Below are 15,707 nucleotides of genomic sequence, written 5' to 3'. Positions count from 1 at the left end.
GCGCGGTACACCTGAAGCGCTACCCCGAAACCGCATGACTCAACGGCCGTCGATCACCCGAGCAACCGCACTCTTCTTCATCTATGCTCGGCGGCAATCCTTTCATCCGGAGCTCGTCTCGCCATGTCCGAAGCCCAACACGTCGTCTGCCCCCACTGCCACGCCGTCAATCGCGTCGCCAACGCGCGCCTGACGGACAGTCCCAACTGCGGGCAGTGCCACAACGCGCTGTTCACCGGCGAACCGTTGGCGCTGGATTCCGCCAACTTCGACCGCCACCTGTCGCGCAGCGATCTTCCGCTGCTGGTCGATTTCTGGGCCGACTGGTGCGGCCCGTGCAAAGCGATGGCACCGGGATTCGCCAAGGCTGCCGGCGAGCTCGAGCCGCAGATCCGCCTGGCCAAGCTGGATACCGAAGCCGCCACCGATGTTGCGTCACGCTATGGCATCCGCAGCATCCCCACGCTGATTCTGTTTCGCGGCGGTCGCGAGATCGCCCGCCAGGCCGGCGCCATGGGTCAGGCGGATATCGTCAGCTGGGTCCGGCGACAAACTGCCACACCCTGAAAATCTCGTTTCTCGGGCCGTTCGGCATTGCATCGGTCGCATGCCCCGGCTAGTCTGCGCGCCCTTTGCCCCGGCCCGGAGAGACTGCCATGGAAAATGCCGCCCTAGCGCTGACCGGCATCGGCCTGCTGGCGCTGATCTGTCAGTGGGTCGCCTGGCAACTGCGTGTCCCGGCCATTTTACCGCTGCTGATAACCGGCATCGTCGTGGGTCCGGTGACCGGCGTGCTCGAACCCGACGCGGTGCTCGGCGAGCTGCTGTTTCCGCTGGTGTCGCTGGCGGTGGCGGTGATCCTGTTCGAGGGGGCGCTGACGCTCGACTTTCGTGAGCTGCGCGGCCATGGCCGGACCGTCAGTCGGCTGGTGACCTGGGGCGCGCTGATCACCGCGCTGATCGCGATCGCCGCCGCTCATCTCATCTTGGGATTGTCGTGGGAAATGGCCAGCGTGCTGGGCGCCCTGCTGGTGGTTACCGGGCCGACCGTGGTACTGCCGATGCTGCAGACGCTTCGCGCTCGCGAACACGTCAGCCAGATTCTGCGCTGGGAAGGCATTCTGATCGATCCGATCGGCGCCATCGGTGCCGTGCTGGTCTATGAATTCGTCTCGCTGGGACTCTCCAACGGTGCCGCCGCCCATACCCTGATCAGTTTTGCCCAGACGGCGGTGATCGGTTTCGGGCTAGGTACCGCAGGCGGCTACCTGTGGGGCAGCGTGCTGCGTCATTACTGGCTGCCGCAGCGTCTTCACAGCTTCGGCACCCTGATGATCATGCTGACGCTGTTCACCCTCTCCAATCAGCTGTTCCATGAATCCGGTCTGCTGACAGTGACCGTCATGGGCGTCTGGATGGCCAACATGCGTGGCGTGCCGACGCAGCCGATCCTGGAATTCAAGGAGACGCTGTCGATCCTGCTGATCTCGGGACTGTTCATTCTGCTGGCGGCACGCCTGAGTCTCGAGCAGCTGGGACTGCTGTCGTGGGAAGCCTGGGTGTTTCTGGCCATTCTGGTATGGGTGGCGCGTCCGCTGGCGGTGTGGCTGTGCACCTGGGGTAGCTCGCTCAACTGGCGGGAAAAGGCGTTACTGGCGTGGCTTTCCCCGCGCGGTATCGTCGCGGCGGCGGTGGCGTCGCTGTTCGCGATTCGACTCGAAGCCCTGGAAGTGCCCGGGGCCGAGCTGCTGGTACCGATCACGTTTCTGGTGATCATCAGTACCGTCGTCGTACAGAGCCTGTTTTCGCGGCCGCTGGCCCGGCTCCTGAAGGTCAATGCGCCGAGGGCGTCGGGCTTTCTGGTCATCGGCGCCAACCCGGTCGCCAGAGCACTGGGCAGCGCTCTGCAGGAAGCCGGCTTCGCGGTGCGCCTGTGCGACCACAACTGGGATGCGATTCAGGAAGCGCGAATGGCCAATCTGCCCATCTACTACGGCAATCCGCTGTCGGAGCACGCCTCCCAGCATCTGGGCCTGGCCGGTCTCGGCCACCTGCTGCCGCTATCGCCCTATCGCGAGCTCAACAACCTCGCCGCGCTGCACTTCGAGCATATCCTGGGTCATGGCAAGGTGTTTCGCCTGGCCGTCGAATCATCGCGCAGCGCGCGGCGCCACCATCAGCAGGCACTGGCCCACCTGCCACTGCTGTTCGATGGCAATACCACCTTCACCCGGCTATCCAGCCTGATCTCCCAGGGCGCCGCCGTTCGTCACGCCAAGATCAGCGATAGCTTCGACATCGACGACTATCGGCGCATCCATCGCGATCGGCTGTTGACGCTGTTCACGCTCTCGACCAGCGGTCGCATCCGTATCGCCACCGCCGACAAGCCGCTGACGCCCAAAGCCGGCGACACCCTGATCAGCCTGATCTTTCCCGATTCACCGGAGTTCTGACCCGCCCTTTCCCCGACTGGACTTCCCGGCTGGCCTCGCATCTCCACGAAGCCATGCCGTCAATGCGTCGAGAGCGCCCGCCTAACCAACGACAGACGCCGCTCCTCGACTGATACTCGAGAAGCGGCGTCGACAGGATCGATGATCGTTCCGGGCCGTGAGTCAAACGCAAATCGAGGCTAGAAGAACATTCGGCGTAGCGCGCTGCCCGGCTCTTCCTCGCGCATGAACGCCTCGCCCACCAGGAAGGCGTTGACGTCGTATTCGCGCATGCGGGCGACATCGTCGCGGGTGTTGATGCCGGATTCGGTCACGACCGTCACCCCCTGGGGGATGCGCTTGAGCAGCTCGAAGGTGGTGTCGAGCGAGGTTTCGAAGGTGCGCAGATCGCGATTGTTGATGCCGACCAGCGGCAGGTCCAGCATCAGCGCCCGCTCGAGCTCGAAGATATCGTGTACCTCGACCAGCACATCCATGCCCAGCGCCGTCGCCTGCTGATGGAGATCCTTGAGCTGGGCGTCGTCGAGCGCCGCCACGATCAACAGGATGCAGTCGGCGCCGATCCCTCTCGCTTCGGCGATCTGATAGCCATCGATGATGAAATCCTTGCGGATGACCGGCAGATCACATGCTTCCCGCACGGCGATCAGATAGTCTTCGTGGCCCTGAAAATAGTCGGCATCGGTCAATACCGACAGACAGCTGGCGCCCGCTGCCGCGTAGTCGATCGCGATTTCCGCCGGGCGAAAATCCTCGCGGATAACGCCCCTGGACGGCGAGGCCTTCTTGATTTCGGCGATCACGGCGGGGTCTCCGCCGTCGATGCAGGCGTTAAGCGCCGAGACGAATCCCCGCGGTGCGCTCTGCGTTTTCGCCCGCTCGAGCCATTCCTGCTCGCTGACCGCCTGGCGACGCTCGGCGATCTCCTCACGCTTACGCGTCAGAATCTTGGCCAGAATGGTCGGCAGTTCATTATCGGCGGCGTCGGTCATCTTGGATTCCTGTTGAGCTGGTTCGGCTACAACGCTCGTTCGGCGAAGGCACTTAGGCTAGAAGGCATTTAGGCTAAAAGGCACTGGGGCTATAAAGACGCGCTGACATCAGTCGGCAAAGACGCGAGTGAAGTCGGAGAGCTCCTTGAGCTTCTCCAGCGGCAGCTTGGAAGCCTGCGCGTCCTGCGCCATCAGCACGCCTTCCTTGAGCGAGTCGGCGATGCCGGCGGCAAATAGCGCCGCGCCGGCGTTGAGCGCCACGATATCCCCTGCCGTACCCTTGCCGACCAGCGCCTCCTTGACCAGCTTGAGACTGTCTTCGGCGGTCACGACCTTCAGCGCTTCGAGCGATTGCCGTTCGATCCCCAGGGATTCGGGCGTGATGGTGTACTCGCGGATCTCGCCATCACGCAGCTCGGCGACGCGCGTCGGTGCCGCTACCGAGATTTCATCCAGACCATCCTCGGCGTGGACGACCAGGACGTGTTCGCTGCCCAGCTTGCGTAGCGACTCCGCCACCAGCGGCACCAGATGCGGCGCGTAGACGCCCAACAACTGATTGGGGGCACCGGCCGGATTGGTCAACGGCCCGAGAATGTTGAATACCGTGCGCACGCCCATCTCGCGTCGCGGACCGATGGCATGACGCATCGCCTGATGATGCCGAGGCGCGAACATGAAACCCACGCCGACCTGTTCGATGCAGCGCGCAATGGTCGCCGCATCCAGATCGAGATAGATGCCCGCTACGTCGAACAGATCCGCACTGCCGGCGGAAGACGATACGCCCCGGTTACCGTGCTTGGCGACGTGGCCGCCAGCCGCCGCGACGACGAAGCTCGAGGCCGTGGAGACGTTGAACAGGTTGGCGCCGTCGCCGCCAGTACCGACGATATCGACGATGTTGTCGCAGTCGATCGAGACCGGCTGCATCAGTTCACGCATCACCTGTGCCGCCGCCGTGATCTCGTCGGCGGTTTCCCCCTTCATCGCCAGTCCGATCAGGAAGCCGCCGATCTGCGCCTCTGTCGCCTCCCCGGTCATGATGGCGTGCATCACGGCATGGGTATCTTCGTAACTGAGATTATGACCGCGCATGACCGCGCCAATCGCGTCCCGCATTTGCATGTTGTGTCCTCGCCCTTCCCGGCCGACCGTTTCGGATCAGGCGCGCCGTTTCAAGAAATTGGCCAGCAGTTCGTGCCCCTGGCGAGACAGAATCGATTCGGGGTGAAATTGCACCCCTTCGATATCCAGCGTCTTGTGCTTCAACCCCATGATCAGCCCCGGGGTCGGATCGTCGTCGTCCACCCATGCCGTGACTTCGAGGCAGTCAGGCAGGCTTTCGGCATCGACTACCAGTGAATGGTAGCGCGTCACTTCCAGCGGATCTTCGAGCCCCTCGAAGACCCCCTGCTCCCGGTGGCGAATTCGTGAGGTCTTGCCATGCATCACCTGCGGCGCCCGAATCACGTCGCCACCATACACCTGACCGATCGCCTGATGACCCAGGCACACGCCCAATATCGGAATCTTGCCGGCAAAGTGGCGAATCGCCGCCATCGAGATACCCGCCTCGTTGGGCGTACACGGCCCGGGCGAAACCACCAGATGAGTCGGTTCATAGCGCTCGAGGTCAGCGAGGTCCACTTCATCGTTGCGCACGGTAATCACTTTCGCCCCCAACTCCCCCAGATACTGGACGATGTTGAAGGTAAAGCTGTCGTAGTTATCGATCATGAGGACGGACATGGAAACAAACTCCTGGTATGTCGAATCAATCGGCCTGAGTTCCCGATTTCCTGCTCGGAATCATCACCCGAGCCGATCGTTTCAGCGATGCCACCTCATGGAACGAAACGAGCACACAAAAAAAATGCCGCCCCATGGGGCGGCATTGTTATCGAACGTCAATCCACAGACGCCGGCGAGCCACCCTTGCGTTAAAGGCGCCACCACCACTGGTTCGGTCTGTGCGATTGGTTCGTTTTCATGTCCGGTATAGTGCCGTGTGCCGACTCGCCCTGTCAATCGGTGGCGCGGCCTTGTCGACACCTCGTTCGTCCGCGTTCCCGGTCTCTCTCACGCAGCACCTTCACTCGTGTCACGCCTCGTCACTCGACTTCTGCTTCTTCCGCCGACAGGTCGCCCCCTTCGAGTCTCGTCATCAGCTCGCCGATATCAGGAAAGATCGGCTCGATCGCGATCTGCCCGGCCTTCAAGGGACCCAGTCGCACGCTCAGGAATTGCCAGAAAACGAGGCCATAGCTGCCGACGTATTGACCGACTCGAGATTGCCGGGGAACGCCTTCGCCACGCGCGAGTCGCCGCGCCAGGTGAGGAAGGATCTGATCCAGGAGCTGCTCGAAGGCCTCCATGTCGCTTGGCGACTCCGTCGTCAGCCCCGGCAGAGCGGGTACCAACGCCTCCCAGCATCGCGGAGACGAAAATTTAGGTCTGATGACCACATCGAAAACGAACTCTTGCATAGGGCTCCCCGCCGATATCCCTGACCACATCGCGGCTTATCATTGTGACTGCTCGACACGAATCGCGGTCGCGTTCGCGGCTTGAAACATTGTGGGAGACGTTCGGCGAGGCAAACGGGCGAAGAAGCCCGCATAATTCGCCTAATTCGAATGGCCAGAACCTAGGTCAGAACTTAAATCAGAACTTAAATCAGAACTTAAATCAGAACTTAAGCCAGAACTTAGGCCGTAAACACGAAAAAGCCGCTCGACGCGTTGGCGGCGAGCGGCTTTTTCGAAGGCGATTCTGGTGGAGCCTAGCGGGATCGAACCGCTGACCTCAACACTGCCAGTGTTGCGCTCTCCCAGCTGAGCTAAGGCCCCTGATAACGACTGTCCCTCAGGACGCGACGCACTATAAAAGGCCTCGAACTCGAGGTCAACCCCCGGGTGAATTCGCCGCCGCGACATGCGCCCGGCACGCCGAATATCGCCGCCCGACACGGTTTTGTCGGCCGCAAATTCCCGGCTCGAATAGGGAGCATATGATCGGGTAATCTGGCACACTCGATCAACAAGGGATAAGCAAAATCGGACATCGCAGAATACCGATCCAGCGTTCCTCACTATCATCGAGGCCTCAGCTAGACGGATCCTGGCGTTAACACCTTGGACCTCAGCGCGTGGCTGGCCCATGCAGAAAAAGCAGATTTCAATGTTGCCATTGGTGGGCGCCCAATATGGTCGTCCACGGCGAGTTTGCGCGGATAACGCCAGAATTCAGGAGTCATCTTGATCAAGGTACTGGTAGCCGACGACCATCATCTGGTGCGTACAAGTATTGCTCGCGTACTGGCCTGCGAGCCTGACATCGAGATCGTTGCCGAAGCCGACAGCGGAGAAAGTGCGCTGCAAGGCTGTCGGGAGCATCTACCGGATATCGCGATGATCGATATTCGAATGCCGGGCATCGGCGGTCTGGAAACGATTCTGAAACTGCTCAAGACGCAACCCGCGATCCGGATCGTCGTCCTCACCGGCCAGGTCGAAGAAGGCACGGCCCAGCGGCTGATCGATTCCGGCGTCAGCGGGTTCATCAGCAAGGGCACCGAACTGGACCTGATGATCGACGCTGTGCGCCGAGTTGCCGCCGGCGAGCGCTTCATTAGTCCCGACATTGCGCAGCGATTGGTGCTCGCTCGCAGCGCAGGAGTTCAGAGCCCCTTCGATCAGCTCTCGCACCGCGAGTTGCAGATCGCGACCATGATCATCCACTGCCAGAAAGTGAATCGGATCTCGGAGCAGCTCTGTCTCAGCCCCAAGACGGTCAACACCTACCGCTACCGTATCTTCGACAAACTGCAGGTTCAGTCGGACGTGGAACTGACCCATCTCGGCCTGCGCTACGGCATGCTGGAAGGCTTCGAACCAATATCGTGATGGCCCGGAAATCATGGATTCTACGCCTTTCCACAGCGGTAAACCTCGGCGTGTACCGCCAGGATTTTGATATACTTCGGCGATGAATGAATCCTCGATCGATACCCTGCCACGCTTTGATGCCAAGCACTTCCTGAAGTCGGTTTCGGAGTCGCCGGGCGTGTACCGCATGCTCGACGAGCATGCCAACGTGCTTTACGTCGGCAAGGCCAAACGGCTGAAGCCGCGGTTGGCCAGTTATTTTCGTGGCGCGCTGAATGCCAAGACCCAGGCGCTGGTCGCGCGAATCGAAGACATCCAGGTCACGATCACCCGCAGCGAGACCGAAGCACTGCTTCTCGAACAGACCTTGATCAAGGAGCTGCGCCCGCCCTACAACATCTTGTTGCGCGACGACAAGTCGTATCCCTACGTCTTCGTCAGCGACCGGCACCCTTACCCCGCGCTGGAGTTCAAACGGGTTCGGCAGAAGCGGCGTGACGGGCGCTATCTCGGGCCCTATCCGAGCTCAACCGCGGTTCGCGAGAGTCTGTCGCTGATGCAGAAGATCTTTCGTATCCGCAACTGCGAAGATAGCGTCTTTGCTCATCGCCACCGCCCTTGTCTGCAGTATCAGATCAAGCGCTGCAGCGCGCCCTGCGTCGACTACATCAGCGAAGCCGACTACCGTCAGGACGTCGAGCACGCCATGATGTGCCTCGAAGGGCGCAGCGAGCAGGTCACGCAGCAGCTGGCCGCCAGCATGGAGCGCGCCAGCGACTCGCTGAATTTCGAGGAGGCCGCACGCCTGCGGGACCAGGTTCAGCAGCTGCGCCGGCTTCAGGAAAAGCAGTACGTCGACAACGCCGATGGTGATGCCGATATCTTCGCGCTGGCCGAGCAGCCGGGCGGACTCTGCATCAGCGTCCTGGCCATTCGCCAGGGGCGCATGCTCGGCGCCAGGCACCATCAGCCCGACAACGGCCTGGATCTCGCCGCGGACGAACTGCTCAGCGAATTCGTCAGTCAGTACTACCTGGGGCAGTCCAAGGAGATTCCGCTCGAGATCATCGCCTCGCATCCGTTGACGGATAGCGAACTGCTGCAGGCTGCGTTAAGCGAGCACGCCGGCCGCCGAATCCGCGTTGCTGCCCAGGTACGCGGCCACCGCGCGCAGTGGCGGAAACTGGCCATCACCAACGCCGAGCAGCACTTGGCGACCCAGCTCGCCAATCGCAGTCAACTGGGCAAGCGTTTCGAGTCGCTCCGCGAGGCACTGGACGTGCCGGCGACTCCTGCTCGCCTCGAGTGCTTCGACATCAGCCACAGCCATGGCGAGGCGACTGTTGCCTCCTGCGTGGTGTTTGATCACAAAGGCCCCGCCAAATCCGACTATCGTCGCTTCAACATCGAAGGCGTGGCCGCCGGTGACGACTACGCGGCAATGCGGCAGGCATTGACCCGACGCTTCAAGCGTCTGCAGAAAGGCGAAGGCAAACTGCCGGACATCCTGATCGTCGACGGCGGCAAGGGCCAGTTGAACATGGCCCGGGAAGTGCTTGTCGAACTGGAGGTTACCGGGGTCGCCCTGATTGGCGTCGCCAAGGGCACCACTCGCAAGGCCGGCCTGGAAACCTTGTTCATCGAGACGGTGGACCGCACACTCGATCTCGATACCAGCTCTCCGGCGCTGCACCTGCTTCAGCATATTCGCGACGAAGCGCACCGTTTCGCGATCACCGGTCACCGTCAACGCCGCGACAAGCAGCGCCGGACCTCGACGCTGCAGGATATTCCCGGTGTCGGGCCGAAACGTCGCCGCGAGCTGTTACGCTTTTTCGGAGGGCTGCAGGGCGTACGCAAGGCAACTAGGGACGATCTTTCACGCGTTCCCGGGATCAATGAACAGATGGCAGCTACGATTCACCAGGCGCTTCATGGATGACCACACTCATCAGGCGTAAAATGCCCGACTTTCACCTCCCAGTAAGGATGCTAGAGGCACGATGAACATTCCCAACATGCTCACCCTGGCTAGAATCGTGTTCATCCCGCTGATGGTGGTGCTGTTCTATATCCCCTACAGCTGGAGCATGCTCGTGACGGCGGCGCTGTTCGGCCTTGCCGCGATCACCGACTGGCTGGACGGCTATCTGGCCAGGCGCTGGGATCAGAGCACACCGTTCGGCGCCTTCCTCGATCCCGTCGCGGACAAGGTCATGGTGGCGGTCGCGCTGGCGCTGCTGATCGAGCGCTACCAGGTCTGGTGGCTGACGCTGCCGGCCCTGGTCATTATCGGTCGGGAAATCGTGATCTCGGCCCTTCGCGAATGGATGGCGGAAATCGGCCAGCGCAAGCGCGTCGCGGTATCCTGGATCGGCAAGTCGAAGACGACGCTGCAGATGATCTCCCTGCTGCTGCTACTGGGCTTTCCCCCGTCCACCCTCATCGCCCATCTCGGCATCGTGCTGCTCTACGCGGCGGCATGTCTGACGCTGTGGTCGATGGCTCAGTATCTCAAGGCCGCATGGCCGGAACTGACCCGCTCGCTCTGACCGAAAAACGACATAAGCGTTTGACACTTACGCACTTATCCTTATAATGCGACGGCGTGTTCAGCGGGAATAGCTCAGTGGTAGAGCATCGCCTTGCCAAGGCGAGGGTCGGGAGTTCGAATCTCCTTTCCCGCTCCAAACATGTTGTGATGGAAACGGTCAGCGAGGGTCGGAAGCTGGAACGCCAGCCCGGTCAAATCTCCTTTCCCGCTCCAAACGCATATTTCGATCCGAGATATCCAAGTCATCTGTACTGAAAAGATCAGTTCAAACGACAGATTCTCGTAACTCGAAATCAGGCTGGATGGCAGAGTGGTTATGCAGCGGACTGCAACTCCGTGTACGCCGGTTCGATTCCGACTCCAGCCTCCACTTCTCAAGTAGATCGAATCCGAGCGATTCGGTTACTCTCCTGGTTACCGGCACTTCGTTTTCAGAAAGCGACCGGACAAGATTGACCGGTTGTCGTCGGCCCGGATGGCGAAATTGGTAGACGCAAGGGACTTAAAATCCCTCGGTGGCAACACCGTGCCGGTTCGAGCCCGGCTCCGGGCACCATCTTCAGGCTAGACCTTCCCTCGCTGCAAATGATCGACGGTTCCGGTGTTCATCATCATTATACTATCACTATCGGCTCCCGGTAGATCACGGCCCGTGTGATAGATAATTCGCCCCCTGCGATAGATACGCCCTCCCCAGAAGCGTGATTCCCATTCTGAAAATGCCCGCTTCATGCCAAGCTTGAAGGCGGAGTGCCGTTCTCGAGAGCCATCAATCGAATGTAGAGTGTGGAAAACTGGCGCTGAGATTCGCAGGGAAAAAGCGACTCGATGACACCTGGCGTTGCCACCCCGAGCATCGAGTCGAAGTCGTCGCAGGGAAGCGACAAAAAGCGTCGGACGACTCGATTCAATGTCATCGAAGGTTGGCCCGATCATCGGCGGCGAACGTGCGAGCCCGGCCTTTGATGAAAGCTTTATCGGCCGACGCCTGGAGGACTTGAATGCGCCCGAGGCCATGCGGCACCCTGCGAAGGGACTTCCAAGGTGTCATACTTTTGCGCTGCCATTTCGACGCGTCTGTCATGACCATCCCAGTTCGGCGATCCGATTATCACGGGGCATTAAACCGCGGTGTCGTGTCAGCCTTATCTGGAAAAAACGTTTCCTTTAATCGAACAAACGCCTTCCCGAGATAGCCACTCTTTTCAAATCTGTCATTATTGTCAACCCAGCCTTCAAATATCTGCTTCTCTTTGATCCAGTTGTGAGTATAAGCGGGTTGCCTGTGATCAAAATAGTGCGCTTTTCCGGATAACTGATCAGACAACGAAAAGCCAAAGCACTGACTTCTTTCGACATGATTCGTAACATCTTTCACAAACTTCAAGAAGGAAAGGCCTAGACTAGGCTCAGCTTTAAGCTCTTTTTGAAGCGGGAAATGATGACCGCTAGGAAGACAGCATAACCTGACACCTTTTTCATAAAGCGCTTTCAAATGTTCCCATCGTCGAAAATGATATAAAAAATCATACTGATTGAGAACAACAAAACGGGCGTCGCTGGAACGATCAGCCAGCTCTTCTGTATCTCCCGCCCCTCTCACATGAACATCAAACTTGCGGCCATAGTCAGAAGAGTAATGCTCCCGAACGGAGAAATAATTGAATCTGACGACCAATGAATAGGAATCGATCACTTTCCCTTTACCACTACCTAATTCGCATGGTGAATTACCGACCACAGCCACAGTTTCTTCTTTAATCTGTTGGGCGAGCTGACTTGAATTATGCAGTATTTCAAGATGCATATTGTGGTAAAAGATGACATCAGGGCTTTCAGACAAATTGTTTTCAAACAAAAATGAAGCAAGAGGGAGCAGCCTGTTGAACTCATGCTTAAGCCAAGCATGCTCGTTAACTTCTACAGCAACGATATCCGTTTTATTTAAATACAAACTCAACGCCACAGACTCTCTCGTCAACTCCTTGCTTTTGATGCTCTGCCTTAACTGAAATATATAATTCAATAACTGTTCATCAGGACCTTCATACCGCCACTTCAATCTGACCATCTCTTTTGCTGCTTTACCCAAGATGCTCAACTGCCTTTTCCTGACGGTTGAGAAGGCTTCATAAGTGGCGTCCACCAATACCCTGCATCTGACCAGCAAAAAAAACCAGATCAGCACTTCATCATCGCTGGGCTCACCACACGACTTTGAAAAAAAGACTTCTTGAGCGGCGAAAACATCTTTATCGAAAAGCACATAATTTACGGCCCAAAAGACTCGCACCACCAAGCTATTGTCGTTATCAGATAGCTTGATCGCATCTTCATTCTTCAACTCCGTGGCGCAGTTAATAAAATTGAAGGCGGAACCTGCCGAGGGATTGTCTAGAAAGCCATTCACCTCCTCCTGCAGTTTGGCAAAAGCAGATTCGACACCCCCCTCTTCTCTTTCAACCATAAACCCTCTCTCAAAACGACCTGGACAGCTAGACGTCACGCTTTGATGCCTAGAATTTTTATTTCCTTGATTAACGCTTTCATCGACACTATTCAACGACACTATTTCATCGACACGTTAACCGATTTACTCATCGCCAGGTAGGCGCCCCCTAGCGATTCAGTGCCCTGCTGATGCCCAAGATCCGGAAGTTGCCCAAGCGCTTAAGGAGTGACGAATCACCACGCCCGTGACGGAATTGACTGGGATAACGCTTGCCAGCATTTCCGTGAGTGGCCTCTGCCATTCTGGCAAGCTCCGTACCGCGGCGTTCCAGCACCCTCCCCCCATTCTTCGAGTGCAGGCCTGCACAAACATGTACGGGATTTTGTCTCGCCGCCATGACGGTAAAGGCGATGCCAACACGCGCCGAATATGAGAAACTTGCGTCCATCCCCTTGCGCTTGGCGATACAGGCCAAGGTCATTGCATGCTGACGCGTCACGAGGTGTCAGGATGTGATCGTTTCTTGCGCAATGCCAAACGAATCACTGCAACTATTACCTGATATGGCCGCTATCGAAAATGCCCCCACTGCCGTGAAGGCTACTGCCACACGGCATCCGCTCGACCGCACCTTCTCCGTCGCGCCGATGATGGAATGGACGACCAGAGACTACCGGGCGCTGGCTCGCTGCCTGACGCGGCGTGCTCTGCTGTACACCGAAATGGTCACCACCGGTGCGATTCTGCATGGTTCGCCGCGGGAGCGCTTCCTGGGCTACAACGCCGATGAACATCCGCTGGCGCTACAGCTGGGCGGTAGCGACCCGGGGGAACTGGCCGAGTGCGCAATCATTGCCGAAGAATGGGGCTACGACGAGGTCAATCTCAACGTGGGTTGTCCCAGCGATCGGGTGCAGAACAACATGATTGGCGCCTGTCTGATGGCCTACCCCGACAAGGTGGCCAAGGCGGTGGCCGCGATGCGTCGCGCCGTTTCGATCCCGGTCACGGTGAAGTGCCGTATCGGTATCGACGACCAGGACGAGGATGCCGATCTCGAGCGCTTCATCGAACAGGTGGCGGGGGCCGGTTGCGACACCTTCATCGTGCATGCGCGCAAGGCGTGGTTACAGGGATTGTCTCCCAAACAGAACCGCGACGTGCCCCCGCTCAACTACGAGCGCGTCTATCGTCTCAAGGCCAATCATCCGGCGCTGCATATCGGCATTAACGGCGGCGTGAAGACGCTGGAAGCGTGCCAGACGCATCTGGCGGCAGGCGTGGATAGCGTGATGGTCGGCCGCGAAGCCTATCAGAACCCCTGGCTGCTGGCTGGGGTCGACAGCATGCTCTACGGCGAGAACGCGCCGGCTTTCAGTCGCCACGATGTCGCTCGCGCCTTTCGTCCCTACGTGATCGAGCGGCTCGACGAGGGCGCCAAGCTCAACCATGTGACTCGGCATGTGCTGGGGCTGTTTCAGGGTTGCAAAGGAGGCCGCCGGTTCCGCCGTCATCTGTCGGAACATGCTCATCGAGACGGTGCCGGCATCAGGATCTACGATGACGCCGTGGGTCTGGTGGACGAGCAGAAACTGATGGAAGCCTCATCTGAAGAGATCTAGAAGCCTGTGGTCTCGTAGCGGGACTGAAAGCTTTCCACTGCGTTCTCGACGTCGTCGATCTCCTCATAGCGAGCGACGTGAAACAGCGCCTCGCCCTCATTGACCAGCGGCAGATTGCTCATGCCGATGACGATGCCGTCGGCACTCGCGACCACCGGGGCCTCGGCATTGCCGAACGGATCGGCGACCACCCCCAGCGTCTGCTGCTTGGCGACCCGCGCCCCCAGCCTGACCCGTGGCCGCAGGATGCCATCGATCGGCGCCCGCGCCCAGCTCGAGCCGTTGGCGATCTCCGCCGCTGGCGGCGTCCGTCGGCGGCTGTCCGCCGGCAGCATGCCGATCAGACGCATGACACGCCGGATCCCTCTGACCCCGGGCGCAATTGCCCACTCGTCAAAACGCAGCGCCTCGCCGGCCTCGTAGGTCAGCACCGGCACGCCGCGGTTCTGGGCATACTCACGCAGGCTCCCTTCGCGCAACTCGGCATTCAGAATCACCGGCACGCCGAATGCCTCGGCCATGGCCTGGGTCTCTAGATTCTGGCGCAGCTGGGAGCGAATCTGCGGCAAGTTGGTACGATGAATCGCCCCGGTGTGCAGATCGATGATGTGCGTGGCCCGATCGACCATTTCTTCACGCAACAGCGCGGCGATCCGCGAGCCCAGCGATCCGCCCTCGCTGCCCGGAAAGCAGCGGTTGAGATCACGCCGGTCAGGCAGGTAGCGGGACTGCTGCACGAAGCCGAAGACATTGACGACCGGCACGGCGATGAGCGTTCCCCGAAGCCGTGAGAGGTTGGGCAACCTCAGCAGTCGACGGACGATCTCGACGCCATTGAGTTCGTCGCCATGAATGGCGCCACAGACCAGCAGTACTGGGCCCGGCTGACGGCCGTGCACCACCTCGACTGGAATATGCATTGGCGCGTGCGTATAGAGTTTGGCGACCGGCACATCGACCTGGCGACGAGTGCCCGGCTCGATTCGCTCGCCAACGAGGGTGAAAGCTTCCTGCGCCATGAGTAGCCTTGATAATGAATGGATCGGTAAAGAAGATCCTGAGATCGTAAAGCCATCAGGCCATCATGGCGAGCCGTCTTGCTCCACGGCTTCCAGTTCGAAGATCAGGGTCACGTGATCGCCGACCATGCCGTTGTCGACGCCGTAATCCATGCCCCAGTCGCTGCGGTCGAGCGCCCCGCGGACCGATAGACCCAGGGTGGGACGTCCATGCCCGAAAGGGTAGACCTCATCCTGATTCAGCGTGACGTCCAGGGTTACCGGCTCGGTGCGTCCCAACATGGTGAGTTCCCCGTTCAGCGTCCCGGTGGTCGGTGAAGAGGGCTCGAAATCGGTGGCCACGAAATGCAGTCGGGGGTAATCATCGGCATTCAGAAAATCGTCGTCCCGGAGGTGGCGGTCACGAGCATCGAGATTGGTGAAAACGCTGTTGGCCTGGATCGTGACCTGGGCTGAACTCAGCTCCTGCGTCTCGCGGTCGTAGACGAAACTGCCCTCGCCCTCCAGAAACTGGCCCAGCAGGTTCTCGTATCCCAGATGATTCACCATGAACGCGATGGTGAAGTGCTCGGGATCGATCTCGAAACGCCGCGGCTCAGCCTGCGCGGTCGAGATCGACGAACCCAGCACGAACGCCATGGAAGCGGTGAGTAGAGGCAATCGCATCAGGCCCATGGTGAACTCCTTGTCTCGAGTGCGAATGACGGAAAAAGCGTCACGTT

The 15,707-nt window shown here is 59.5% G+C and carries 13 protein-coding genes and 4 tRNA genes; 9 read left to right on the top strand and 8 right to left on the bottom strand.

From position 1 onward, the window contains the following. Positions 1-123 precede the first annotated feature (123 nt). Positions 124-567 (top strand): thioredoxin TrxC, encoded by a 444-nt coding sequence (gene trxC / locus ACUN9V_RS02480; protein WP_445510229.1) that lies wholly within the window; start codon positions 124-126, stop codon positions 565-567. An 89-nt stretch (positions 568-656) separates the two neighbouring features. Beyond that, positions 657-2,456, top strand: coding sequence for a cation:proton antiporter (locus ACUN9V_RS02475; protein ID WP_445510228.1), 1,800 nt, complete (start codon positions 657-659; stop codon positions 2,454-2,456). A gap of 179 nt (positions 2,457-2,635) precedes the next feature. Here ACUN9V_RS02475 and trpC read toward each other — a convergent pair whose 3' ends face one another. From trpC to ACUN9V_RS02450, 5 genes are all read right to left on the bottom strand, one after another. Then, positions 2,636-3,448: an indole-3-glycerol phosphate synthase TrpC gene (trpC, locus tag ACUN9V_RS02470; RefSeq protein ID WP_110692892.1), complete on the bottom strand. Its 813-nt coding sequence runs from the start codon at positions 3,446-3,448 to the stop codon at positions 2,636-2,638. Between the two features lie 108 nt (positions 3,449-3,556). Continuing rightward, positions 3,557-4,576 (bottom strand): anthranilate phosphoribosyltransferase, encoded by a 1,020-nt coding sequence (trpD, locus tag ACUN9V_RS02465; protein ID WP_075562922.1) that lies wholly within the window; start codon positions 4,574-4,576, stop codon positions 3,557-3,559. 36 nt (positions 4,577-4,612) lie between these two features. After that, positions 4,613-5,200 (bottom strand): anthranilate synthase component II, encoded by a 588-nt coding sequence (locus ACUN9V_RS02460; RefSeq protein ID WP_110692891.1) that lies wholly within the window; start codon positions 5,198-5,200, stop codon positions 4,613-4,615. Between the two features lie 362 nt (positions 5,201-5,562). Then, positions 5,563-5,826, bottom strand: a complete 264-nt coding sequence (locus ACUN9V_RS02455; RefSeq protein ID WP_445510227.1) for a hypothetical protein — start codon at positions 5,824-5,826, stop codon at positions 5,563-5,565. A 398-nt stretch (positions 5,827-6,224) separates the two neighbouring features. Beyond that, positions 6,225-6,300: transfer RNA gene (locus tag ACUN9V_RS02450), tRNA-Ala, on the bottom strand. 408 nt (positions 6,301-6,708) lie between these two features. On the opposite strand from ACUN9V_RS02450, the gene ACUN9V_RS02445 reads away from it, so the two are divergent. The 6 genes from ACUN9V_RS02445 (at position 6,709) to ACUN9V_RS02420 (ending at position 10,448) form a co-directional block, all read left to right on the top strand. Beyond that, positions 6,709-7,356 carry a response regulator gene (locus ACUN9V_RS02445; protein ID WP_110692889.1) on the top strand — a complete coding sequence of 216 codons (648 nt, stop codon included), beginning with the start codon at positions 6,709-6,711 and terminating at the stop codon, positions 7,354-7,356. Positions 7,357-7,438: 82 nt separating this feature from the next. Continuing rightward, positions 7,439-9,280 (top strand): excinuclease ABC subunit UvrC, encoded by a 1,842-nt coding sequence (gene uvrC, locus ACUN9V_RS02440; protein ID WP_445510226.1) that lies wholly within the window; start codon positions 7,439-7,441, stop codon positions 9,278-9,280. 61 nt (positions 9,281-9,341) lie between these two features. After that, positions 9,342-9,890, top strand: a complete 549-nt coding sequence (gene pgsA / locus ACUN9V_RS02435) for a CDP-diacylglycerol--glycerol-3-phosphate 3-phosphatidyltransferase (RefSeq protein ID WP_110692887.1) — start codon at positions 9,342-9,344, stop codon at positions 9,888-9,890. A 63-nt stretch (positions 9,891-9,953) separates the two neighbouring features. Then, a tRNA-Gly gene (locus tag ACUN9V_RS02430) sits at positions 9,954-10,028 on the top strand. Between the two features lie 160 nt (positions 10,029-10,188). Then, positions 10,189-10,262: transfer RNA gene (locus ACUN9V_RS02425), tRNA-Cys, on the top strand. A 99-nt stretch (positions 10,263-10,361) separates the two neighbouring features. Continuing rightward, positions 10,362-10,448, top strand: a tRNA-Leu gene (locus tag ACUN9V_RS02420). A 555-nt stretch (positions 10,449-11,003) separates the two neighbouring features. Here the strand turns inward: ACUN9V_RS02420 and ACUN9V_RS02415 are convergent. Further along, positions 11,004-12,455 carry a glycosyltransferase family 29 protein gene (locus tag ACUN9V_RS02415; protein WP_445510225.1) on the bottom strand — a complete coding sequence of 484 codons (1,452 nt, stop codon included), beginning with the start codon at positions 12,453-12,455 and terminating at the stop codon, positions 11,004-11,006. Positions 12,456-12,907: 452 nt separating this feature from the next. On the opposite strand from ACUN9V_RS02415, the gene dusA reads away from it, so the two are divergent. Next, positions 12,908-13,966, top strand: coding sequence for a tRNA dihydrouridine(20/20a) synthase DusA (dusA, locus tag ACUN9V_RS02410; protein ID WP_445510224.1), 1,059 nt, complete (start codon positions 12,908-12,910; stop codon positions 13,964-13,966). On the opposite strand, the gene ACUN9V_RS02405 is transcribed toward dusA, so the two are convergent. Further along, on the bottom strand, positions 13,963-14,985 hold the full coding sequence (locus ACUN9V_RS02405) for a succinylglutamate desuccinylase/aspartoacylase family protein (RefSeq protein ID WP_075562913.1): 1,023 nt from the start codon (positions 14,983-14,985) through the stop codon (positions 13,963-13,965). The genes dusA and ACUN9V_RS02405 overlap by 4 nt on opposite strands. A 63-nt stretch (positions 14,986-15,048) precedes the next feature. After that, positions 15,049-15,660, bottom strand: a complete 612-nt coding sequence (locus ACUN9V_RS02400) for a YceI family protein (protein WP_139313648.1) — start codon at positions 15,658-15,660, stop codon at positions 15,049-15,051. Between the last annotated feature and the right edge of the window lie 47 nt (positions 15,661-15,707).

The organism is Salinicola sp. V024, assembly GCF_052645315.1.
The sequence above is the reverse complement of the archived record's forward strand: the minus strand, read 5'-3'. Positions and strand labels throughout refer to the sequence as shown.

Bases quoted from the DNA above. Each gene is read 5' to 3' on its own strand.
- pgsA (WP_110692887.1), top strand. From the start codon at position 9,342: ATGAACATTCCCAACATGCTCACCCTGGCTAGAATCGTGTTCATCCCG.
- ACUN9V_RS02455 (WP_445510227.1), bottom strand. From the start codon at position 5,826: ATGGAGGCCTTCGAGCAGCTCCTGGATCAGATCCTTCCTCACCTGGCG.
- trpD (WP_075562922.1), bottom strand. From the start codon at position 4,576: ATGCAAATGCGGGACGCGATTGGCGCGGTCATGCGCGGTCATAATCTC.
- ACUN9V_RS02405 (WP_075562913.1), bottom strand. From the start codon at position 14,985: ATGGCGCAGGAAGCTTTCACCCTCGTTGGCGAGCGAATCGAGCCGGGC.
- trxC (WP_445510229.1), top strand. From the start codon at position 124: ATGTCCGAAGCCCAACACGTCGTCTGCCCCCACTGCCACGCCGTCAAT.
- uvrC (WP_445510226.1), top strand. From the start codon at position 7,439: ATGAATGAATCCTCGATCGATACCCTGCCACGCTTTGATGCCAAGCAC.
- ACUN9V_RS02460 (WP_110692891.1), bottom strand. From the start codon at position 5,200: ATGTCCGTCCTCATGATCGATAACTACGACAGCTTTACCTTCAACATC.
- ACUN9V_RS02400 (WP_139313648.1), bottom strand. From the start codon at position 15,660: ATGGGCCTGATGCGATTGCCTCTACTCACCGCTTCCATGGCGTTCGTG.
- ACUN9V_RS02475 (WP_445510228.1), top strand. From the start codon at position 657: ATGGAAAATGCCGCCCTAGCGCTGACCGGCATCGGCCTGCTGGCGCTG.
- trpC (WP_110692892.1), bottom strand. From the start codon at position 3,448: ATGACCGACGCCGCCGATAATGAACTGCCGACCATTCTGGCCAAGATT.
- dusA (WP_445510224.1), top strand. From the start codon at position 12,908: ATGGCCGCTATCGAAAATGCCCCCACTGCCGTGAAGGCTACTGCCACA.